Genomic DNA, 22,131 nt, shown 5'->3' on the forward strand with positions numbered 1-22,131 from the left:
GTCGCTCACCGGGCCGGGTCCTCCGGCTCGTACCGGTAACCGATGCCCCACACCGTGCGGATGCGCCGCGGGCTCGCCGGGTCGTCTTCGACCTTCTCGCGCAGCCGGCGCACGTGCACGGTGACCGTCGAGTGATCGCCGATCTGCCAGCCCCACACCCGTTTCAGCAGGTCCGTACGCGACCAGGCCCGTCCCGGGTTGCGCAGCAGGAACTCCAGCAGGTCGAACTCGCGGACGGTGAGCGGCAGGGCCTCACCCCGCAGCGACGCGACGCGGCGGGCGGTGTCGGCGATCAGGTCGCCGTCGGTGAGCTGGGCGGCCACCGCCGGGTCCGGGGCCACTGCCCCGGCGCGGCGCAGCACCGACCGGATGCGCAGCACGAGCTCACGCGGCGAGAACGGCTTGGTGACGTAGTCGTCGGCGCCGATCTCGAGGCCGAGGACCCGGTCGGCCTCCTCCCCCAGCGCGGTCAGCATCACCACCGGCAGGTCGGGCACGTCGCGGCGCAGGCGGCGGCAGACCTCCAGACCGTCGAGGCCCGGCATCATGACGTCGAGCACGACGAGGTCGGGACGTTCGGCGGCCACCGCGGCGAGGGCAGCGGACCCGTCGGCGGCCAGCCGCACCCGGCAGCCGGACTGTTCCAGGTAGCGGCGCACGACGTCGCTGACGGTCGGGTCGTCGTCGACGACCAGCACCTGATGTTCCACCGGATACACGCTACCGATCGTCACGGCCGGCAGGTCTTTCCGTTCGCTTACGGATTCGGCCGAGTCCGGCGGTCAGCGCTCCCGCCACGATGATCCCGGCCAGCACAGCGAGCAGGTTGCGGCCGTAGTCGAGCGGCAGCACCGACGGGTTGCCGGCCGGTCGTCGCGCCACCACCAGCGGCAACCCCACGACCAGCACCGACGCGGCCACCAGCGCGGCCGTCCGGGCGATCGGGCGCCGCAGCACCGCGCCGGTCAGCAGCACGACCGGCATCCACACCAGGTCGTGGGCCACCACCATCGCGGCCAGGAAGAGCAGCACCCCCGGGTCCGGCAGAACACCCCAGATCCCGTACGCGGTCACAAGCACCCCGGACACGATCAGCGCCCGCCGCAGCCCGATCATTCTTCCCCCCGTACGGTCAATCGCCCGACCCATTTGGTCTGCAGCACCCCCGGGCGGTTCGGCGCGATCAGGCGGGCCGGGAAGCCGTGGTCGGGATCCAGCACCTGCCCGTTGAGCCGCAACGCGATCAGCGTCAACGGGTCGCTGGTGTGCGCGGCGTCCACCGTCGAACTGCGGTAACGCCCGCCCGCCTCCAGCGACTCGACCAGCACGGTGGCGCGGCCCGGGTCGGCGCCGGCCCGCTCGACCAGGTCGGACAGCCGCACCCCCGTCCACGTGGCGCCCGCGCTCCACCCCTCCACGCAGGTGATCGGCAGGTCGACGGTGTGCTGCGGCAGGGCGTTCAGGGCGTTCAGGTCGAGCTCGATCGTGCCGCCCGGGCCGGTCAAAGACAGCCGGTACGTCGCGGCGCTGACCGTCGTCGTGCCCGCCGCGGCGGCCGTCTTGTTGACCGGCAAACCCTGCGGACCGCGCGACGGCCGGCGGGGCGCGAGAACCGCAAGCGACTCGAGCGGGCGCAACGTCTGCCCGACGGTGGTCAAGGTGATCAGTCCTGCCGCCGCCCCCACCGCTGTGAGAAGCCGGCGGCGTCCCGCATCAGGGAGTCGTCGGGTTCGCCGCAGCGCCTCCCGCACCACCGGCAGTTGCACGCCGATGTGCAGGAGCAGGGCGCCGGCCACGAGCCAGGCGACCCGGTAATGGCCGGTGGTGAAGAAGAACGGCATCGGGGTGTACCAGTGCGCGACGTTGAGGACGCCGCTGACCACCTGGAACAGCGCCGCCGCGACGAGCAGGGCGACACCGGCGCGTTCGGCGGCGTGGGCGAGTGAACGCACCGGCGGCCAGGCGAACAGCCGCGGATAGACCGACCACAGCTTCACGCCCAGCAGGGGAACGCAGACCAGCCCGGTCGCCACGTGCACGCCCTGGGTGACCCGATAGAGCCCGACCGGCCGGGCCGGCCAGCTGAACCAGCCCGGCGGGTGCTGGATCAGGTGGCTGAGCAGCCCGGTTGCGAAGCAGACGGCGAACGCCACGCCCAGCGCGATCCCGAGCAGGCTGGTGAGCCGGGCCGACCGCAACGGCGAGGGGAAGGCGGCGGGCCGCAGCGGTCCACGGCGCAACCGCTCGGGTGGTGGCGGCAGCGGCGCGAACCACCACCGGGCGGCCCGCCTCACCGCGCCGCGAGGGTCGCGAACCATCGTCCCGCCTCCGTTCGTACGTCGAGGACGCGCAGCCCCGCCTCCGCGGCCGGGCGCCTCAGGTCATCGGCGGAGACGGCAGCCCAGGCCAGTTCGGCCCCGCTGCCGTGGACCCGGGCGGTGCCCGCCCAGCTGGCGCTGCCGGGCGGCCCGACCTCGGCGTGAACCCGTCCGGCCGGGGCGAGCAGCTGCCGGCAGCGGCGCAACAGCCGCGGCGGATCACCGCCGATGCCCACGTTGCCGTCGGCCAGCAGCACGTGATGCCACCGGCCGGCGCCCGGCACCGGCCCGAACACGTCCCGTCGCAGGGCCGCCGCGCCCCGCCTCCGGGTCAGGCGTACGGCCTGCTCGCTCACGTCGATGCCGAGCGCCGGCCGTCCCGCCGCGGCGAGCGCCCCCACCAACCGGCCGGGCCCGCAGCCGACGTCGAGGGCCGGGCCGGTGCAGCGGTCGAGCAGCGCGGCGTCCCCCGGCAACTCGTCCCGGCACCAGTCAGCCGGGTCGAAGGGATGCAGCTCACCAAGCGGGCTACGAACGGCGAACGACGCCGGCCGTCCGGTCGCAGCTCGCCGGAAGGCCGCATCGAACAGGGCTGCGCCGCTCACCGGGCCGCCACCGAGGTGTGCGCGGGACTGCCCGGATCCGCCACGAGACGATCCGGGCCGGGTCCGGGCTGGTCAAGGGCCCGCACGCGGTCAACCGCACCCGGCACATGCCGGTCCGAAGCTTGCGTGTGGGAAGCCGCCCCCGCGATGGGAGGGACCGAAGCCGGCGTGTGGGGAGCCGCCCCCGGCATGTGATGGACCGAAGTGTGGGGAGCCGCCGCCGGGATGTGGTGGGCGACGGCTTCGGCGAAGCGGCTGCCCGGCGGGCACAGCGCGGCGACGTGGTGAGCGTCGGCTGCGGTGTCGACGTCGCGCAGGTTGGCCAGCAAGTGCACGGCCAGGCCACGCCGTTCGAGGGCGGCTCGAGTGTCCGCGCCGGTGCTCGGAGTGGACGTGGCGATTCCGGCCAGGATCTCGGCATGCCGCGGGTCGCGCAGGCCGAGCGTCCACCAGCCGCCGTCCTCGGCCAGGCCCAGCGTGGCATCGGGACCATCGGTGGCGATGAGCGGGTCGAGCGCGCTTCGCAAATGGGCGGCGGTCAGTTGCGGCGTGTCCATGCCGACGAGCACAACCGGCTGAGCTCCACCTCTCCTGGTTGAACTATCCGACAAATCCGATTTGCGTGAGGAGGAAGAAGAGGTGGGGGCGGAGGCAGTGGTGAAGGAGGCAGAGGCAGAGGGGGTTGTTGCAGCGAGCGCGGCGGTGTCTGCGAACGCAGAGGCCAGCCGCTCGCCGAGTGTGTTGCCACGCTGGGGGATCGACACCCAGCCGGGTGGGCACGGGTAGGCGCCGGCCACGGCCAGGACGCGCCGGGTCACGCCGGTTGCGGAGACGACCGCGAGGGTGTCTGCCAGGGCCGCCGCCGCGATCAGGGCTGCCTGGGCCGGGGTGCAGGGTGGGCAGAGCCGGGTCTTGACCAGGCCCGCCACCGGGGCCTTGGCCAGCACGATCACTTGTCCGCTCATCGGGCCAGCACCGCGCTCATGTCGCGGACGGCGCGAACGGTCCCGAGAACCGAGCCGGAGACCTTGGAGCGGGTGCCGGCCGCCCGCGGGTGGTAGTCGACGTCCACCTCGGTCACACGCCACCCGGCCTGCCCGGCGGCGAGCAGCAACTCCAGCGGGTAGCCGAAACGCCGGTCGCGCAGACCCAGGCCGAGCAGGGCTTCCCGGTGTACGGCCCGCATCGGCCCGATGTCGTGCAGGCGCAATCCCGTACGGTGTCGCACGCGCCGGGCCAGCACCACGTTCCCGGCCCGCGCGTGCAGCGGCCAGACCCCCGCGCGACCGGCCGTCGGCGGGCCGTCGCGAGATCGGCTCGTCCGGAGCGGACCGGGTCGGCCAGCAGGGGCAGCTGCCCGGGGTCGAACGAGCCGTCGGCGTCCATCACGCAGACGACGCCGTCGGCCGGGTCGGCGGCGGTCACCCCGGCGTGCACGGCGGCGCCGTACCCGGGTTCGGTCACGGTGACGACCGCGGCGCCGTGCTCCCGGGCGACCCCGGCCGTGCCGTCGGTGGAACCGTTGTCCACGACGATCGCCCGGTAGCCGGGCGGCATGCGGGTCAGCAGGGCGGGCAGGGCCGGGGCCTCGTTGCGGCAGGGCAGAACCACGTCGGTCATGTCCCGGACGCTAGCCATGACCAGGGCTTTCAGGTCTTACGCGGCGGTGACGAGACCTTACCGAACGATGACGCGGCGGCGACGAGACCTAACCGGACGACGACGCGGCGGCGACGGGACCCAACCGCACGATGACGCGGCGGGGCGTTCCTTACGATCCGCTGACGGCCCGCCCGAACCCCTGCCGGGCGCCGCGGGTGCGCCCTAGCGTCGGCGCCGTGACCCATGTTCTCGTGACCGGCGGCGCCGGTTTCATCGGATCCCACGTCGTCCGTGTCCTGCGCGAAGCCGGCCTGGAGGTGACCGTGGCCGACGTGGGCCACCCGGCCGCCCACCGCACTCCCCTGCCCCCGGCCGTGCGCCGGGTCGACCTGCGCGACCGTACGGGGGTGGCCGAACTTCTGTCCGGTGTGGACGCGGTCGTGCACCAGGCGGCCATGGTCGGGCTCGGTGTCGACCTTGACGACCTGCCCGAGTACGTCGGCTGCAACGACCTGGGCACCGCGGTGCTGCTGGCCGGGATGGCTCGCGCCGGGGTGTCGCGGCTGGTGCTGGCCAGTTCCATGGTCGTCTACGGCGAGGGCCGGTACACCTGCGGCCGGCACGGCGACGTCCGGCCCGCTCCCCGCTCCGAGGCGGACCTGGCCGCCGGACGGTTCGAGGCCTGCTGCCCGGTCTGTGCGGCTCCGCTCACCCCGGGACTGATCGACGAGGACTCCGCTCTCGACCCGCGCAGCGTCTACGCCGCCACCAAAGTGGCCCAGGAACACCTGAGCGCCGCCTGGGCCCGGCAGACCGGGGGTTCGGTGTTGGCCCTGCGCTACCACAACGTGTACGGGCCCGGCATGCCGCGCGACACCCCGTACAGCGGGGTCGCCGCGATCTTCCGGTCGGCCCTGGCCGGTGGGCGGGCGCCGCGCGTTTTCGAGGACGGCGGTCAGCGTCGCGACTTCGTGCACGTGCACGACGTGGCGGCGGCGAACCTGGCCGCCCTGACAGCCACCGGGCACGGCAGCGGGTGGCGCGCCTACAACGTCGCCTCGGGGCGCCCGGCGACGATCGGCGAGATGGCGGCCGAGCTGAGCCGGGCCGCGGGCGGACCGGCCCCGGTGGTCACCGGAGAGTTCCGGCTCGGGGACGTCCGGCACGTGGTGGCCTCGGCGGCGCGGGCCGAGGCCGAACTCGGGTTCCGCGCCACGATCGGTCTCGCCGACGGGGTGGCCGACTTCGCCCACGCCCCACTGCGCGGATGACAAGCCGGGAGCCCACCCGCCCCGCCGCGCGGATGACAAACCAGATCACAAGCCGGATGACCAGCCTGCTCCGCGCACGCGCCGACACCCATGCGGCCGGCCGGGTGTCCCGGCCCGACCTGGCGGCCGCCGCGACGGCTTTCGCGCTGGTCGTCGCGGCCTCGGTCACCGGCGCTGTGCTCTACCTGAACGGGCACCCGGTGCAGGCGAGCGCCGCGCCCCTGTTCGCGCACTGGCGCCCGCATGCCGGCCTGGGAACGCCCGCCGCCGTCGTCATCGCGGTGCTCGTGTGGTGGCGTGGACCGGCCCTGGCCGCGCGGCTTTCCTGGCGGCGGCTCACCCTCGCGGCGTACGGGGTCGCGGTGGTCTGGTCCTTGACGCTGGCGCTGGTGGACGGATGGTCGCGGGGGGTCGCGGGGCGGCTCGCCACCCGGCCGGAGTACCTGCACGAGGTCGGGGGCGTCACCGACATCCCGGGCATGCTGCGCGAGTTCACGTCGCGGATCCTGGCGGGGAACGCCGACTCGTGGACGACTCATGTGTCCGGGCACCCGCCGGGCGCGCTGCTGACTTTCGTGGCGCTGGACCGGATCGGGTTGTCCGGCGGTGGCTGGGCCGGGATGGTCTGCATCGCGGTGGGAGCGCTCGCCGCGATTGCCGTGCCGCACACCGTACGCCTGCTCGGAGCCGACGACGCCGCCCGCGCCGCCGTGCCGTTCGCGGTGCTCTTCCCCGGGGCGGTGTGGGCCGGGGTCTCCGCCGACGGGCTGTTCGCCGGGGTGACGGCGACCGGGGTGGCGCTGCTCGCGCATGCCCTGACCCGTGGGGCCCGGACGAGCGCGCTGGCCGGTGGGGTGCTGCTCGGCTTCGGCTGCTACCTCTCGTACGGGCTCGTGCTGTTGATCGTCGTGGTGGCCGGTGTGCTGATCGCGGCGGGATGGCGGTGGGGTCCCCTCGCGTGGGCGGCGGCCGGCGCGGCGGCGGTGGTGGTCATTTTCACCGCGTACGGGTTCTGGTGGCTCGACGGCTACCACCTGGTGATCGAGCGCTACTACCAGGGCATCGCCTCGATCCGTCCGTACGGGTATTGGGTGTGGGCGAACCTGGCGGCGCTCGCCGTCTCAGCGGGCCCGGTCGCCGCCGTGATCCTGCGCCGTTCCGTGCCCGCGGCGATCAACGTCACCGGTCCGGGCCCTCGCCCCGTGAGCGCTCACTCGCGAGGCGGGACGCGCGTGGCAACCAGCCTGCGTCAGATGAACTGGCGGCCGGCCGGGCGCGCCCCGGCCGGTTCTGACTTCACGAGATGGCGACTGTCCGGGGCGGACCAGGTGAGCTGGCTGCTGCCGGTGTGCGCCGCCGTTGCGATCCTGGCCGCCGACCTGTCCGGCTACAGCAAGGCCGAAGTGGAACGGATCTGGCTGCCGTTCGCCTGGTGGCTGACGGCCGGCGCGGCCCTCGTCCCGGCCGATCAGCGGCGTTTCTGGCTCGCGGCCCAGGCGCTCACCGCGCTCGCCGTCAACCATCTGCTGCTCACGACGTGGTGACCGCCGTTGTCATGGAACCGTCATAGCCCTGCGGGATGTGCTTAACACGACCGGGACACCATTCGGTGGCTGATTTGTCCTCCGGAAGGTTCCTCGATGCCACTGCAGGCCGGGCGCTACCGCGTCGGCGCTCCTGTCGGTCACGGCGGCACCGCGGTCGTGCACCGCGGCTACGACCGCACGCTGCGCCGCCTGGTGGCGATCAAGTTCCTGGACGGATCCCGTACGGGCGTCAACCCGGCGCTTTCCGAGGCGCGCGCCGCCGCCCGGCTCAGCCACCCCAACATCGCCCGCGTGTACGACTTCGGCCGGACCGGCGCCGGCGCGTCGTACCTGGTCATGGAGTACCTTCCGGGCGGCACGCTCGCCGACCGCCTGCGTGACACGGGCCCGCTGCCGCTTGCCGAGGCCGCGCGCATCGCCGCCGACGTCGCCTGCGCGCTGGCCGCCGCGCACGCCGACGGCCTCGTGCACCGCGACATCAAGCCGCGCAACGTCATGCTCGGCCCGTCCCGCACCAAGGTGGTCGACTTCGGCGTGGCGACGACGGCCGGCGCCAGCTCGACCGGGCCGGACGGGTTGGTCTGGGGCACCCCGCTGTACCTGTCCCCGGAACAACTGCGCGGTGAGCCCGTGCGCCCCTCGGCCGACGTGTACGCCCTCGGCCTGCTGCTGCACGAATGCCTCACCGGTTCGTCACCGTGGCGCGGCGCCACCGCGGAACAGGTGCTCGTCAACCGGCGCCTGCGGCCCGTGCCCACCCTGCCCCAGGCGCTCGGCCTGCCCCCGGCGTTCCTCGCCTTCTACCGACGTTGCGTGTCACCGCTGCCCGGGAAACGCCCCACCGCTCTGGAGGCGGCCGAGACGCTTCGCCTTTTCACCGACGGTCCTCCGGGCGCATCCCTCCGTCCGCCCCGCCGCGCGAACGCCACTCGGCCGCCTCGCACCCGCCCGCGCGCCACCTCACCGCGCCGCGCCCGCCCGCACGGCCCCCGCCCTCACGGCCCCCGCCCGCACGGCCCCCGCCCGCACGGCACCCACGCGCTCGCCACCGGCCCGCGTGCCGTGGCCATGGCCGGCCTGGCCATGATCATCGCGTTGATCGGTCTCGTGCTCGGCCAGCTCACCACCTCCGCCCCCGGCGACGAAACGCACCACCGCCCCGCCATGACCGCGACCGCCCCGTCCGGCCCGTCGCAGGCGTCGGCGGCGGACGCCTGACGAGCCGGGCTTCGTCAGTCCGCGGGATGACGCAGGTGCGTGTTGATCACCGCCCGCAGACGTAGCCACGTCGGGTCGGTTCCTCGGCCGCCGTCACCGCCTCGAGGTCGCCGGCGCTCCACGCCCGTTCCCCGTCGTGGCGGATCAGCCCCTCGTCGAGGTCGGCGCCGTCCGGCAGTTCCTCCGGCGCGGCGAGGAACTGCTCAACCCTCGTACGGGCGTCGGCTGCCCGGCCTCGTCACCGCCTGCCACGGGCGGGTCCATCACGGTGACCGGCCCCTCCCGGTCGGCGACCACCAGCCGGCCGGTCGACAGGGACGCCACCGCGCTGACCGGCGCCGACCCGAGCGGGTGCTCGTCGACCCGGTCGTTGCCGAGGTCGATCGTGAGCAGCCCGCCCTCGGCCGACGCCGACGCTGACAGCGGGTGCGTCGGGAGCTCCGGGTGTCGTCGGCCGCCGCGGAGTTGAGTTACTTGGTCGCGGTGATCGGGGCGGGTCGTCATGATGCTGGGGTGAGCAGCAGGTTGCGGGCCATTGCCAGGGAAACCGTGGAGATCGCGGAACGTGGTGGCTACGCCGGGGTGAGTCTTGGCGATCAGGTGAGCAGGTCGGTGGCCGGCACGCGGCTGTACGGTCCGGACGAGGAAATCGTTGTGCCGCCGCCGGTCGACGGCCCGCCCGTGGTCCGGGTGAGCAACGAGTCGACGTTGGCGGCTACCCGGCGGCTCGGTGATGACCTCGCGTGTCTGGTGTTCGCCTCGGCGCGTAACCCCGGTGGCGGGTTCCTCAACGGGGCCAAGGCTCAAGAGGAGAGCGTGGCCCGCAGCTCGGCGCTCTACCCGACACTGCTCGCGGCGGGCGACTTCTATGCCTGGCATCGGGCCCGGCCCGAACTGACGTACAGCGACCGTGTGATCTATTCGCCGCGTGTGCCGGTGTTCCGGGACGACCGGGGCGAGTTGCTGCCGGACGCGTACCCGGTTTCCTTCCTGACCGCGGCGGCCCCCAACCGGGCGGCCATCGCGCGCAACCAGCCCGAGCGGTTGCCCGAGGTGCCGGCGATCCTGGCCCGCAGGGCGCGGCGGGTGTTGCGGGTGGCCGCGGGCAACGGGCACCGCCGGCTGGTGCTGGGGGCCTGGGGATGCGGGGTGTTCGGCAACGACCCGCTTGAGGTGGTGGACGCGTTCGCCGGGGCGCTGGAGGCGAGTCCGTGGTTCGAGGAGGTGACCTTCGCCGTCCTCGACCGCGAACGGGACACCCCGACGTACGCCGCCTTCACGCGCTTGAGCACGGCCTGATCAGCGCGCCGATCCACAACCGCTGGTCAGACCGCAGCCGCGTCGGTGTCGGTGTCGCCGGTGGTGGGTGGGGTGGTCTGCGTGGGCGGTGTCGTCACCGGAGTGGTGGGCTCGGTGGGCTTCGGGTCGGTGGGCTTCGGGTCGTCCGGGGTCGGGGACGGCGTGGTGGGCTGCGGCCGCGGGGTGGTCGGCGGCGGGCTGCTCGGCGGGGCCGGCTTCGTGGCCGGGGCGGTCGGCTGCGTGGTGGGCGCGCTGGTGGGCACGGTCGTCGGAGCCGTGGTGGGCGGCGCGGTCTTTCTCCGTACGGTGGTGGTGGTCGTCTCGGTGTGCCGGCGGGGGCGGGCCGAGGTGGTCGGCGACGCGGGCGGGCTGGTGGACGGCGACAGCGACGCGGGCGGCTGGGGGGCCTCGACGGCGGCCTCGGCCTCGCGTCCACCGGGCGTGACAGTGCCGTTGGACAGCTGGACACCGACGATGCCGAGGATCGCGGTGACGACGGCGGCCGACCCCAGAACCGCGGTGCGGCGCCGGGAGCGCCGGCGGGTCGCGGGTGACGCGGCGGCGACGGTGTGGGGAGACAGGACCGTGCGGATCGGCGTGGCGGGACGGCTCAGCGGCGCCGTGTAGCCGACGCGTCGCAGGGTTTCGCTGACCTCGGCCGCGGTGGGCCGGCCGGTGGGGTCGTCGGCCGTGCAGGCTTCGTAGAGCCGGACCAGCTCGCGCGGGAGGGCGGCGAGGCGGGGCAGGCGCGGGGCCGGGCGTCCGTGGCGGGTGGCCAGGATCGCGCCGATCGTCTCGCCCGGCCAGGCCCGCGAACCGGTGAGGGACTCGAACAGGAGCAGGCCCAGCGCGTACACGTCACCTGCGGGGAAACTCGGTTCGCCGCGCAGCTGCTCGGGCGCCAGGTAGGCCGGGCTGCCCCACAGCGCGCCGCCGGCGTCGATGCCGTGCTGCCCGGCGACGGCGGCGATGCCGAAATCGAGAACCTTGACGCCGTCGGGGGTGAGCATGATGTTGCGCGGGTGCACGTCGCGGTGGACCAGGCTCTGCGCGTGGGCGGCGGCCAGCGCGCCGGCGGTCTGCGCGCCGATCTCGGCCACGCGGCGCCACCGCAAAGCGCCCGTACGGGCCAGCCGGTCGGCCAGGGTCTCGCCGCCGACGAACTCCATCACGAGGTAGGGCGTGCGCTCGTCGCCCTCGACGATCTCGCCGTAGTCGTAGACCTGCGCGATGTTCGGATGGCTGAGACCGGCCGCCGTGCGTGCCTCGCGCAGCACCTCGGCCGCGGAGCCGTCGAACATCTTGATGGCCACCGGGCGCTTGAGCACGGTGTCGAACCCGTAGCGCACCGTCGCGTTGCCGCCGTGGCCCAGCACTTCGCCCACCCGGTAACGCCCCGCGAGCCTGTCCACTGCGACCTCCCCGATGGCCGCACGACGCCGCCTACGCCGTCCCGACCATGATCGTGCGCCCAGGGTACCCGGAGGGTCCGACAACAAAACCGCCGATATCGATCGCACCCGGACGCCGATACCACTCCGCAACACCGGCGGAGCCGACGATCACAGTGCGCTACCACCACGCCGCCGGCGGGTGAACCCGATGCGCCGCCGGGGTGGGGCGGGAAGGCCTGGACAGGAAAGGCGGCACACGCGCAACGGAGCAGAACGGCCCGCGAGGGAAAGACCACACGCGCGCAACGGGCCAGAACAGCCCGCGCGGAAAGACCACACACGCCCAGCAAGCCAGAACAGCCCGCGCGGAAAGACCACACACGCCCAGCAAGCCAGAACAGCCCGCGCGGAAAGACCACACACGCCCAGCAAGCCAGAACAGCCCGCGCGGAAAGACCACACACGCCCAGCAAGCCAGAACAGCCCGCGCGGAAAGACCACACACGCCCAGCAAGCCAGAACAGCCCGCGCGGAAAGACCACACACGCCCAGCGAGCCAGAACAGCCCACACGCGAATGACGGCTCGGGCGGCAACGGGGGTCCGTAACGCCGTTCGTGGCACAGTCCCGGCAAGGGCGGCCCGGATATAGGAACGGCAACCCAAATGGCAAGGGCAACCCGGATAGGAACGGCCCGCCGGGCGGGACGGCAAACCCGGACCGGAACGGCAGCACGGCGGGAACGGCGGCCCGGATGGTGAGGCCGGCCGGGGCGGGCAGGGGCGGCCGGGGACGTGAGGCCGGGAGGTGAGGCCGTGGGCTGAAAACGCGCGATCAGGCGGGGAGGCGAAGCCGGGAGCTGAGGACAGGCGGGGAGGCGCTGTGCCGAGGGCTGGGCCTGGGTGGAGGCGGCAGCGCCGCCGCAGATCACAGCACGGGGCTCACAGGGCGACCCCGGAGCCGCTCAGCAGGGCCAGCAGGACCGGCCGCGGCTGTCCTCCGCTCAGGGCGACCAGGTCCCCCGCGATGCCGACCGACCGCGCGGCCGGTCCGTGCAGGGCGGTCTCCCATCCGACGGCGCCGTCGTGGTCGACCGCGATGACCCGGTTGTCGCCGAACGAGGCGACCAGCCGCCCGTCGTCCGAGCAGGCCACCGCCCACGGCCGGGCCCGCGCCACCCGCAGAGTGCGCACCGGCTGGAACTCGGCGTCGAAGCAGGTGGCCTGCCCGTCGAGGCCCGCGACCACGAGCCACGTGCTCGACCAGGTGCAGGCGCCGACCGGCCGGTCGGTCAGCCGGACCCACTCCCCGGGCCGCCGCCGCGGATGCCAGAGCCGTGCCCAGCCGCTGTCGGTGACGGCGACGATCTCGTCGGCGCGGTAGTGGGCGGCCACCACGGGCCGCCGGTCGCTCATCTCGGCCCGGCTGGTGACGTAGCCGCCGGCGACGTCCCACACCGTCGCGCGGCCGTGCCCGGTCATGCTGTAGACCAGCGATCCACCGGCCACCCAGCCCACGTGCCGGGCCCGTTCGGGCAGCGCGGCCCAGCCGGCGACCTGCTCGGGCACGCCGCTCGGCGGCACACGCCAGACGGCGCTGGTGCCGTCGGCCGACGCCGTCGCCAGCAGCTCGGGGACGGCCGGGTTCCACTCCGCGGCGGCGATGCCCCGGCCCGCTCGCAGCCGGCCCGCTCGTTGCGGGTACGCCGGGTCGGTGGTGTCCCACAGCGTCAGTTCGCCGTTGGGTGCGCTCATCGCGAGCCGGCGCCCGTCGTGGCGGAACGCCACCACCCCGTACGGGGAAGGTCTCACTGGAATGTCCCTGATGAGAACAGGACGGGGTGCTTCGCGGTGGCGGCCGCAAGGCACCCCGTCGCCTGCGGGCCGTGACCGGTCGGGCAGCGCCGACCGTCACCGCTATACGGCGAATGTCATTGACGGAAAAGCGTGCCAGGCACACCGGGAAAGAGAACACACGTATGTGCGGACCAATCAGTTAACCGCACCGACCAGGCCATCGAGTCATCCGGGCATTCAGTTGTCTGTCCCCTGCGATCGTGAGCCGCCGCCACGGCAAATGGGCTCGAACGATGTCCAACGACATGTTTCTATACCGGTCGGGAATGCGCAAGAGTGGATCAAAGAAACCGCCCCGGCCGGATGACGGCCGGGGCGGTTCTCAAGGAAATCGGTCAGGCGGGAATCCAGAGGAGCTGGTCGTCGACGACGGCCGTCTCACCGGAGGCAACGGTGATGATGTCGGCCGAGTCGTAGTCCGGCTTCTGGTGGGCGTACTGCGAACCGTCCGGGGTGCTGAAGCGCACCTTGTAACGGCCCGGCTCCAGCAGCCCGCTGAAGTCGTACGTGCCGTCGGCGGCGGTGTTCGTTTCGGACTCGTTGATGGTGTCGACGTTGATGAAGCTGACGTGCACACCCCTGGCCGGCGCCCCCGCGGCGTCGGTCAGTCGGCCCGCGATGCCCGCCGGGGCGGCGGCCCGGTCGGTCACCCGCACAGTGTGCCCCGACCGTACGAAGAAACTGGTGGCTCGGGCCGGGTCGAAGGTGTGCGGCACGTACTGGCCGAGCGCGCCGGCCTGGTAGCTGACGATGAACGTCTGGTTGGGCTGGACCCGCAGACGGAATCTGCCGTCGGGGCCGGTGACGGTGCCGTGCTGGTTGGCGGTGTTCACGTTCGTCACGTTGACGGCGGAGTGCGCGGCCGGTGAGCCGTCGGGACCGTGGAAGCGCCCGGCGATGAACCCGGCCGCGGTGACGACGCTGCTTGCGTTTGTGGCGCGGTTCGCCCGTACGGGATAGGTCTTGGCCTGGCCGGGATTGCCGACCCGGCCCGGGGCCCACTCCGACCAGCCGCTCAGGCCCACGCGGACCTTGTAGGCGCCGGCCTGAAGGCCACGAATCGTGAATCGGCCCCGGCTGTCGGCCTGCAACTCCTGGACGGCGTCACTGGACGGGTCGAGGTAGACGGCGATGGACGCGTCCGGGACGACCGCGCCACGGGTGTCCCGGACGACGCCGGCGATGCTGCCCGTCGCGTCGGCGGCGAGCGCAGGCCCGGCGGCCGAGGTGGCGGCGATCGCACCGGCCACGACGGCGGCCAGGACCGACCGGCGGCGTGCTGACTTCAACTGCACTTCGGATCTCCCATCCGTTTGATTGGTACGGGAGACGCTAGGGAGACCCGTTGATCCAACAGCCGGGCCGCCACCGGGATGGCACGAAGCCGGTAGCGCACAGTCCGCGGGTGACTACTCACCGACTTGGGAGGCCGCAACCGGGCTGCCTCGCTCGACCGTGCGCGTGACGGTGCACAGCCGGTCATGGGACTGCTGGATCAGCCGCGGCACCACCGACCGGGCCCGATCGCCGTCCGCGCCCTCGGGGAACTCGAGGTCGAACTCGATCTCCAGGTTCTCCATCCGGTTCTCCCCCGCCGCGTCGCGGATCTTGTCGCCGCGCACCCGCACCACGAACCGGACCGGTTCGGCGCGGCGGCTCGCCACCAGGTCCACGTCGATCCCGCTGCACCCGCCCAGCGCCGCGAGCAGCAGCTCGACAGGCGTGAAGCGGTCGTCGTCGCCGCCTCCCATGGCGATGACCCCACCCCGTACGTTGCGCACCTCGTACGCACCGGCGCCGGTCCGCTCGATCTCCACCGACCGCTGGTTCTCCTTCGTCATACCGGTGACGCTACGCCGTCGATCTTTGCCGCCGCGTGGGGCAGAATGCTGCGCCATGGACTCGGCATTGACCGCCGTCGGGCTGCCCGTCGCGCTCGGCATCATCATGCTCGGCCTGGGTCTCGGCCTGACGGTGGCCGATTTCCGGCGCGTCGTCCGCTTCCCCCGCGCGGCCGTGGTCGCGCTGGGCTGTCAGGTGCTGCTGTTGCCGGCGCTCTGCTTCGTGCTGGTTCTGGTCCTCGGCCTGCCTCCGGTTCTGGCCGTCGGCATGATGCTGCTCGCGGCGTCCCCCGGAGGCACCACGGCCAACCTGTACAGCCATCTGTTCGGCGGGCACGTGGCGCTCAACGTCACCCTGACCGCGGTCAACTCGGTGCTCGCGGTGGTCACGCTGCCGATCGTCGTGAACCTGTCGGCCGCGCACTTCCTCGACGGCGCCGCGTCGATCGGCCTGCAGTTCGACAAGGTGCTGCAGGTGTTCGCGATCGTGCTGGCGCCGGTGGCCGTCGGCATGGCGCTGCGCGCGCGGTTCCCCGGGGTCGCCGAGCGGCTGGCCCGTCCGGTGAAGATCGTGTCGGTCGTCGTGCTGGTCGCCGTCGTCGCGGGCACGGTGCTCAAGGAACGTGAGAACGTGGCCGACTACGTCGTGGCGGTGGGCCTGGCCGTGCTGATCTTCAACGTGGTGAGCCTGGCCGTCGGGTACGGCGCGCCGCGGCTGGCCGGTGTCGGGCGGCGGGAGTCGATCGCCGTCGGCATGGAGATCGGCATCCACAACAGCACGCTGGCCATCACGATCGCGGTCAGCCCGGCCCTGCTGGGCAACACCGAGATGGCGATCCCGGCCGCCGTCTACGGCATTGTCATGTTCTTCACCGCCGCGGCCTTCGGGGTGCTCGTCACCCGGCGGCGCGAACGCGAGGTGGCGGCGTAACGCCACCTCGCGCGGGACGGCCGCCTACGCGCGGACGCGCTTCTCGGCGCCGATCTCGTACGGGATCGGCTCCCAGGCCGCGTTCCGGCCGACGGTGTCGTCGCCCTCGATCTCGGCTGCCACGTCCCAGATGTTCAGGCCGGCGTTCTTGGCCTCCAGCCGGGTCTGCTCGTCGTAGTGCGAGGCCCGGAACGAGTTGACCATGTACGTGCGGGTCTTCATGTATTCGACGTAGCGGTGGTGGTGCGCGTCGTCGAGGCCCAGCGCGGCGAAGACGGCGAGCCGGTCACCGTCGGCCCCGGCGATCCGCCATTTCGGGATGTTCGGGATGTCCTTGGGCTCCGGGTGCACCCACTTGGGGAATTTGTACAGCACCCCGTTGCCGCTGTGCGTGGTGCGCATGCTCCAGACGGCGAGGTCACCGGGGCGGGTGCGGACATACACATTCCTGCCGTACGCGTGGTCGGTCGTGTTGTGCGATTTCGCCCGCAGGTTCAGCCCGCCCGTGTGCGAGTAGTGGTCCTGCAGGTAGATGCCGAACCGCAGCAGCGTGTAACGACCCTTCCAGTCCGGCCCCTTGGGGTCCTTGCGGTCCACATTGTCCTTGTGGAAACCGCGCTGCTTGGAATTGATCGTGAACGAGCTGTCGCCCGAGTACCAGATGTCGTCGCTGCCGAGGATCTGCCGGGCGACCGCAACGAAACGGCCGTCGGTCAGCACCGAACGCATTTTGGGGTTCGACAGCAGATCGCCGGGACCTCGTCCGCGGGAGGCGAAGGCCGCCTCCCGGAAGCGCGCGATCTCGTCCCGCGTGTAGGCGTTACGGACGATTTGATATCCGTTCTCCCAGAACGCGTCCACGTCGATGGTTAACTCGTTGGCCATTGATCCCTCATCCGCTTGCTCGACGTATCACCGAAGGCAACGAGCCGGATTCGGCTCCCCCGTTGCACGTGTGAAGCCTCGGGGGCGGTGCTGCCGGACACAACGGCCGGTTCGCGCAATTCTGGTGTGGACAGCGCCGTGAAACAGCGGTGAAGCCGAACTGAAGCCGCGTCAGCCGGCGCGCTCGGCCAGCGCGCTGTGCCGCCCGTACAGTCCGGCGAGCGGGCTCACCCGGTAACGGTCGTGGTTGAGCTGCTCGATCAGGTGCACCCCGACGAGGCGGTCCAGCTGCCGGCGTACGGAAGGAACCGGCGCCGCTGCCAGCTCGGCGGCCCGCTCGGTGGTGAACGCGCGGCTGGTGTACGCGGACAGGCGGCGCATCAGCTCGGCCGGGCCCGGTTCGAGCCGCCGGTACGACCAGGACAGCGCACGTGGCAGGTCGCCCGGCGCGCCGTCCCCCGCGTCGAGCGCGGCCAGCCTGTCGCCCTCTTCGGACAGCTCGGCCACCCACGAGGCCGGCGGCACGTGCGGCAACCGGGCCATCCGCTCGGCCAGGATGCGCAGCGCCAGCGGCGTACGGTCGCACAGCTCGGCCAGCCGGGCCGCCTCCTCGGTGCGCGGGTTCAGCCCGAGCACGGCCGCCGCCTCGGCCGGTTCCAGACGCGGCACCGTCACCCGTACGGCGCCGTCGTGCACCACCAGGCCACGCAGCTGGTTGCGGCTGGTGATCACCGCGGTGGCGCCCGGCCCCGGCAGCAACGGGCGCACCTGGTCGGCGTCGAGCGCGTTGTCGAGCAGCACAGCCATCCGGCGGTCCGCGGTGAGCGCGCGGTACAGCTCGGCGCGGGCGGGGACCCCGTACGGAATGTCGGACCCGGCTACTCCCAGCTCGCCGAGCAGGGCGGCGAGGGCCTCGGACGGTTTCATCGGCGGCTCGTCGGCGTAACCGCGCAGGTCGACGTGGAGCCGGCCGTCGGGGAAGTCGTCGTTGCCGTGCAGCCAGCGCACCGCCAGGGCCGACTTGCCGATGCCGGCCGGGCCGTCCAGCACGATCACCGCGGCTTCCTCGTCACGGTGCCAGTCGAGGGTCGCGAACTCCTCGGCCCGTCCCACGAAGTGCGGCGCCCCGGCCGGCAACCGCTGCGGCGCCGGCACCACCGCCTGCTGCTGCGGCGCCGACAGCAGGGGATGCTGCCCGGAGCCGCGCAGGATCTGCTGGTGCACGTCGCGCAATTCCTCGCCGGGCTCGACACCGAGCTCACCGATGAACCGGTGCGACAGCGTCTGATAGGCGCTGAGCGCCTCGGCCTGCCGCCCCTGCCGAAAGAGCGCGGCCATCAGCTGCACCCAGAACCTTTCCCGGTACGGGTGTTCGGCCGTCAGCAACCGCAGCTCGCCGACGATGCCGTCGGTGCGGCGCAGCAGCAGGTCGGCCTCGATGCGCCGCTCCAGCGCGAGCAGGCGGCGCTCGTCGAGCGGCGGCAGATCCATCTCGTGCAGCCACGGCGACGCGACGTCGGCGCAGGCCGGCCCGCGCCACAGGGCGAGCGCCGAGCGCAGCAGGCGGGCCCGCTCGTGCAGGCTCGGGGCGGCGGCGGCCTCGTCGACGAGCCGGTCGAAGACGTGCATGTCGAGCTCGCCGGGCCCGACCCGCAGGGAGTACCCGGCCGGCCCGGTGATCACGGAACCGGGCCAGGGCAGCTCGTGGCGCAGCCGGACGATGTTGGTCTGCACGACGCGGCGCAGCGAGTGCGGCGCGTCCCCGGGCCACATGCGCTGGGCCAGCTGGGCCACCGAGAGCTGCTGGTTGGCGTGCAGGAGCAGCGCGGCCAGCAGCGTACGCACCTTGCCACCGGTCACCGAGCGCGTCTGCTGCTCGTGCTCCACCAGGAGCGGACCGAGGATCTGATACCGCATGCCACCTCCCCGTGCTCCCGCCGGAAACCTGACCAGACCGTAGACACCTCGGTCCGGGGCCGCTACCCCGCCCGCAAGACCGACCTTGGTCAACGCTCAGGACGGGCCCGTGGCGGCCGATGGTCGACACGTGGCGATGGAGATCACATCCGTGCCGCGGCGCGCGACGGCCGCGGGTGTCGTCGTGCTGGCCGTCGCCCTGGTGGCCGCCGTCGGTTTCTACCTGGCCGGCACCCAGGCCGGCACCCGGGCCCGGATCCTCGGCGAGTTCGACAGCCGCGCACGCCTCGCGGCCCAGGTCATCGGGGGCACGATGGCCGGCAGCGACCCCAAGACACGCGAGTGGGCGGTGACCACCTTCGCCGGGTCGCCGGCGCAGCTCGGTCCCGCCCTCGACGCGGGCCGCAGCGGCATCGCGTGGCTCGTGGTGCTGCGGGCCGACGGCACGGTTCTGGGCACGGCGCCGCGTTCGATGACGGCGCGGGCGGCCACGTTCGACGCCGAACCGGGTTTTCAGATGGCGCTGACGACCGGGCGGCTCACCTACGGCAACGTGACGATCGAGGACGGCACGCCGATGGTGTACGGGTTCCAGCCGTACGACGTCGGCGGTGAGACCCGGGTGCTGGTCGTGCCCGCGCCGGTCGTCGAGCTGGCGAGCATTCTGCGCGGCGCGCTGGACGTGACGGCGGGCCAGGTCTACGTGGCCGACGGGACCGGCGCTGTCGTCGCGGGTTCGGACACCACGGCGGCCGGGCAGCCGATCCCCGACAGCGTCCTGGCCGCCGCCCGGGAACGCCTCGGCAGCGGCCTGACCGGGGACCGTCACCACCTGACCCTGCCGGTCGCCGGGTCTACGTGGCGCATGGTCATCGCCACCTCGCAGCCGGCCCTGCTCGCGCCGGTGCACGCGGCCAACCGGGCGGCGTGGCTCATCTTCGGCGGGTTCGCCGCCACGGTCGCGGTGATCCTGCTGGCCGGCGCGGTGATCCTGACCGGCTCGGCCCGCCTGGCCCGCACCCGCCTGCACGACGCGCTGACCGGTCTGCCCGGCCGTGCCCTGCTGCTCGAGGAGGCCGGGAAGTCGATCGCCCAGGGCGGCCCGCTGGCCGTCCTCTTCCTCGACCTCGACGGGTTCAAGCCGGTCAACGACACGTACGGGCACGCGGCCGGCGACGCGCTGCTGGTGCAGGTGGCGCAGCGGCTGCGTGCGGCGACCCGGCCGCAGGACGTGGCGGCCCGGTTCGGCGGCGACGAGTTCGTGCTGCTGTGCCGGGGCATGACCGGCGCCGACGCGTACGCGGTGGCCGACCGGATCCGCCACGACCTGTCCCGGCCGTACGCCGTCGACGGGCGCACCGTGAACATCGGGGTGTCGATCGGGCTCGCCACGCCCGGCCCCGACACCCCCGACGCCGCCGCCCTGATCCGCCACGCCGACCTCGCCCTGTACCGGGCCAAGGGCGCCGGGCGGGGGCGGATCGAGCGCTTCGCCCCGGAGCCGGCCACCCGGGCGAACACGGAGCGGATTCGATAGTGTCGATCGGGTGACGATGCCGCCGCCGATCCGTCCGAGGCCGGCGACCTCGACGCCGTGGCCGAGCGGCTGCGCGCGCTCAAAATGGCGGCCGGCGCGGAAACCTCCACACCACCCTCGGCATCCCCGAGGCCGACGAGATCAGGGCCGTGCTCGACCGCGACGACTGGCGAGGGGTCATCCCGGCGACGTCCGGCGGGCGCCGGCTTCCGCTACCGAAGCGCCTCGCGGCCGCCGACGATCGGGAGCTCCACCCGGCTGGCGGTGGGGTCGACGGAAAGGCGTGTGCCGGGCAGCGGCCGCAGCGTGTAGTCGTAGTCGGTGGACACGATGACCACGCCGATCCGGTGGCCGGCGCGGAACACATGGTCCTCGGGCTGCAGGTTCCAGCGGATCCCGTACGCCTTCCCCGGCACGACCGGCAGCGAACGTGACCGCGACACCCTGTTCTGCGGGTCGATCCAGCCCCGGGTGACGATCTGCGACCCGGTTCCGGCCGGGCCGTGGTCGACCAGCAGCGCGGTGAGGTTGGCGGCGGTGCGGTTGTCGACGCTGACCTTCAACGACACGTACGGGGTGCCGCTGAGCCGCACATCCCGGGTCAGCACCGGCCATCGGTAGTCGAGCCGGTTCTCGGCATGGCCCGCGACGAGCTGCTCGGCCGTCAGGGTGCGGCCGCTGTCGGTGAAGGTGTCGGCGCGCGCCGCCCCCGTGGCGAGAGGCAGTTTCACCGTACGGGTTCCCGGCACCGGCCACGCCGTCGTGCGTTCGACCACGACCGACCGCGCGTCCTCCAGCGTCACCGGCGGTTCCCTGTCGATGCCGTTGTCGACGCCGTGGACATAGTGGTCGATCCAGCGGTCCACCGCGTCGCTGAACTCCTGCGACCGGGGGCTGCCGTGCCCACCCTCGTACAGCCAGAGTTTGCGGTCGCCCCGCAGCGCCTGCCACAACTGGATGCCCTGCTGCGGCTTGACGTTCCAGTCCTCGAGCCCCTGCGCGAGGAAGACGCCGGCCCGGATCCTCCCGGCCTGCGCCGTGTAGTCGCGTTCGGCCCAGACGCGGGAATAGTCCCCGGTGACCCTGTCCTGGATGCGGGTGAGCCGCTCCATCGCCGCCTCGCAGACCTCCGGGTTCACGCGGGTCAGGATGTACCGCGACATCACGTCCAGGTCCTCGCCCTGCCAGCCGCCCGGCGCGACGACCAGCCCGTTGGCGCGGTAGTAGTCGTACCAGCTGGTGACCGCGGACATCGGGACGATCGCCTTGAGCGCCGACCGCCCGGTGATCGCCGCCATGATCGGGAGCGTTCCGTCGTACGAGACGCCGGTCATCGCCACCCGTCGCGCCGACCAGCTCGCGGTGACCGGCCGCCCGGCGCTGTCGTACGCGCGGCCCTTCAGATCCAGCCAGTCGACCACGGCCCGCATCGCGGCGGTCTCGTCCCGGCCACCCGTGTCGGGGCAGCCGGTCGACAGGTTCGTGCCGAGGCTGTCCACGGTGATGACGGCGTAGCGCCTGTTCGTGTAGTGCTTGAACACGGTGGCCGCCTTGCTTCGCCCGCGACCCCGCATGAGGTCGGCGAGCCCGGCCGCCGGCGTCTCCTGCGGCAGCCGGTCGACGTCGACGCTCGGATACGGCACGTCGGCACCCGGGCCCGCGTACGGGGTGGGAAGCACGATGGAACCCAGCTTGCCCAGGCTCGCGGCGGGCCGCGTGACGGTGAGGTGGACGCGGTCCCGCACACCGTCGCCGTCGGAGTCCAGCGGCGTCTCGACCCACACATCCTCAACGATGTCGGCCGCGGTCTCACCCGGCCCGGCCACAGCGGGCGCCGCCGGCACCCCGATCACGGCCGACGCCATCACGGTCACCATCGCGCCCCGCATCCATCGCATCCATTGATGATG

Annotated in this window: 19 protein-coding genes and 1 pseudogene; 6 read left to right on the plus strand and 14 right to left on the minus strand. The window is 73.0% G+C overall.

Going from position 1 to position 22,131, the window contains the following annotated elements; all coding sequences use genetic code 11:
- Positions 1–5: 5 nt before the first annotated feature.
- The 6 genes and pseudogenes from C8E87_RS42260 to C8E87_RS42285 form a co-directional block, all read right to left on the minus strand.
- Positions 6–728, minus strand: a complete 723-nt coding sequence (locus C8E87_RS42260) for a response regulator transcription factor (protein ID WP_133879289.1) — start codon at positions 726–728, stop codon at positions 6–8.
- Positions 721–1,116 carry a hypothetical protein gene (locus tag C8E87_RS42265; protein ID WP_166661464.1) on the minus strand — a complete coding sequence of 132 codons (396 nt, stop codon included), beginning with the start codon at positions 1,114–1,116 and terminating at the stop codon, positions 721–723. The genes C8E87_RS42260 and C8E87_RS42265 overlap by 8 nt, the downstream gene beginning before the upstream one ends.
- The gene (locus C8E87_RS42270; protein WP_133878926.1) at positions 1,113–2,318 is read right to left on the minus strand and encodes a molybdopterin-dependent oxidoreductase; all 1,206 of its coding nucleotides are present in this window, start codon (positions 2,316–2,318) and stop codon (positions 1,113–1,115) included. The genes C8E87_RS42265 and C8E87_RS42270 overlap by 4 nt, the downstream gene beginning before the upstream one ends.
- Positions 2,291–2,923 (minus strand): methyltransferase domain-containing protein, encoded by a 633-nt coding sequence (locus tag C8E87_RS42275; protein WP_133878927.1) that lies wholly within the window; start codon positions 2,921–2,923, stop codon positions 2,291–2,293. The genes C8E87_RS42270 and C8E87_RS42275 overlap by 28 nt, the downstream gene beginning before the upstream one ends.
- On the minus strand, positions 2,920–3,888 hold the full coding sequence (locus C8E87_RS42280) for a TIGR04282 family arsenosugar biosynthesis glycosyltransferase (protein ID WP_133878928.1): 969 nt from the start codon (positions 3,886–3,888) through the stop codon (positions 2,920–2,922). Before C8E87_RS42280 ends, C8E87_RS42275 begins: the two co-directional genes overlap by 4 nt.
- Positions 3,885–4,543 (minus strand): annotated as a pseudogene (locus C8E87_RS42285) (glycosyltransferase family 2 protein). The gene C8E87_RS42280 and the pseudogene C8E87_RS42285 overlap by 4 nt, the downstream one beginning before the upstream one ends.
- 218 nt (positions 4,544–4,761) lie before the next feature.
- Between C8E87_RS42285 and C8E87_RS42290 the strand changes: the two are divergent.
- The 3 genes from C8E87_RS42290 (at position 4,762) to C8E87_RS42300 (ending at position 8,561) form a co-directional block, all read left to right on the plus strand.
- Entirely contained in the window at positions 4,762–5,796 is a 1,035-nt protein-coding gene (locus C8E87_RS42290; RefSeq protein WP_239080192.1) for an NAD-dependent epimerase/dehydratase family protein, read from the plus strand.
- Between the two features lie 56 nt (positions 5,797–5,852).
- Positions 5,853–7,340, plus strand: coding sequence for a hypothetical protein (locus C8E87_RS44840; protein WP_239080193.1), 1,488 nt, complete (start codon positions 5,853–5,855; stop codon positions 7,338–7,340).
- Between the two features lie 96 nt (positions 7,341–7,436).
- Complete coding sequence (locus C8E87_RS42300) at positions 7,437–8,561, plus strand: serine/threonine-protein kinase (RefSeq protein ID WP_133878930.1); 1,125 nt, start codon at positions 7,437–7,439, stop codon at positions 8,559–8,561.
- A gap of 144 nt (positions 8,562–8,705) precedes the next feature.
- Here C8E87_RS42300 and C8E87_RS42305 read toward each other — a convergent pair whose 3' ends face one another.
- Positions 8,706–9,065, minus strand: a complete 360-nt coding sequence (locus C8E87_RS42305; RefSeq protein ID WP_133878931.1) for a hypothetical protein — start codon at positions 9,063–9,065, stop codon at positions 8,706–8,708.
- A gap of 9 nt (positions 9,066–9,074) precedes the next feature.
- Between C8E87_RS42305 and C8E87_RS42310 the strand changes: the two genes are divergently transcribed.
- Positions 9,075–9,860: a TIGR02452 family protein gene (locus C8E87_RS42310; protein WP_133878932.1), complete on the plus strand. Its 786-nt coding sequence runs from the start codon at positions 9,075–9,077 to the stop codon at positions 9,858–9,860.
- A 26-nt stretch (positions 9,861–9,886) separates the two neighbouring features.
- Here the strand turns inward: C8E87_RS42310 and C8E87_RS42315 are convergent, their stop codons facing one another.
- The 4 genes from C8E87_RS42315 to C8E87_RS42330 all read right to left on the minus strand — a co-directional run bounded on the left by C8E87_RS42315 (position 9,887) and on the right by C8E87_RS42330 (position 14,951).
- Positions 9,887–11,272: a serine/threonine-protein kinase gene (locus C8E87_RS42315; protein WP_166661465.1), complete on the minus strand. Its 1,386-nt coding sequence runs from the start codon at positions 11,270–11,272 to the stop codon at positions 9,887–9,889.
- A gap of 923 nt (positions 11,273–12,195) precedes the next feature.
- On the minus strand, positions 12,196–13,065 hold the full coding sequence (locus tag C8E87_RS42320) for a WD40 repeat domain-containing protein (RefSeq protein WP_133878934.1): 870 nt from the start codon (positions 13,063–13,065) through the stop codon (positions 12,196–12,198).
- A gap of 380 nt (positions 13,066–13,445) precedes the next feature.
- Positions 13,446–14,405: a carboxypeptidase-like regulatory domain-containing protein gene (locus C8E87_RS42325; protein ID WP_133878935.1), complete on the minus strand. Its 960-nt coding sequence runs from the start codon at positions 14,403–14,405 to the stop codon at positions 13,446–13,448.
- A 114-nt stretch (positions 14,406–14,519) separates the two neighbouring features.
- Positions 14,520–14,951, minus strand: coding sequence for an OsmC family protein (locus C8E87_RS42330; RefSeq protein WP_133878936.1), 432 nt, complete (start codon positions 14,949–14,951; stop codon positions 14,520–14,522).
- A 55-nt stretch (positions 14,952–15,006) separates the two neighbouring features.
- On the opposite strand from C8E87_RS42330, the gene C8E87_RS42335 reads away from it, so the two are divergent.
- Positions 15,007–15,882 carry a bile acid:sodium symporter family protein gene (locus tag C8E87_RS42335; protein WP_133878937.1) on the plus strand — a complete coding sequence of 292 codons (876 nt, stop codon included), beginning with the start codon at positions 15,007–15,009 and terminating at the stop codon, positions 15,880–15,882.
- A gap of 24 nt (positions 15,883–15,906) precedes the next feature.
- Here C8E87_RS42335 and C8E87_RS42340 read toward each other — a convergent pair whose 3' ends face one another.
- On the minus strand, positions 15,907–16,767 hold the full coding sequence (locus tag C8E87_RS42340) for a phytanoyl-CoA dioxygenase family protein (protein WP_133878938.1): 861 nt from the start codon (positions 16,765–16,767) through the stop codon (positions 15,907–15,909).
- 171 nt (positions 16,768–16,938) lie between these two features.
- Positions 16,939–18,684, minus strand: coding sequence for an AfsR/SARP family transcriptional regulator (locus tag C8E87_RS42345; RefSeq protein WP_133878939.1), 1,746 nt, complete (start codon positions 18,682–18,684; stop codon positions 16,939–16,941).
- A gap of 136 nt (positions 18,685–18,820) precedes the next feature.
- Between C8E87_RS42345 and C8E87_RS42350 the strand changes: the two genes are divergently transcribed.
- The gene (locus C8E87_RS42350; RefSeq protein ID WP_166661466.1) at positions 18,821–20,221 is read left to right on the plus strand and encodes a sensor domain-containing diguanylate cyclase; all 1,401 of its coding nucleotides are present in this window, start codon (positions 18,821–18,823) and stop codon (positions 20,219–20,221) included.
- A gap of 212 nt (positions 20,222–20,433) precedes the next feature.
- On the opposite strand, the gene C8E87_RS42355 is transcribed toward C8E87_RS42350, so the two are convergent.
- A complete protein-coding gene (locus C8E87_RS42355) occupies positions 20,434–22,119 on the minus strand; it encodes a CocE/NonD family hydrolase (protein WP_133878941.1) in 1,686 nt (561 codons plus the stop codon).
- Positions 22,120–22,131: the final 12 nt, after the last annotated feature.

This window comes from Paractinoplanes brasiliensis (assembly GCF_004362215.1).
Taxonomy (GTDB): Bacteria; Actinomycetota; Actinomycetes; order Mycobacteriales; family Micromonosporaceae; genus Actinoplanes; species Actinoplanes brasiliensis.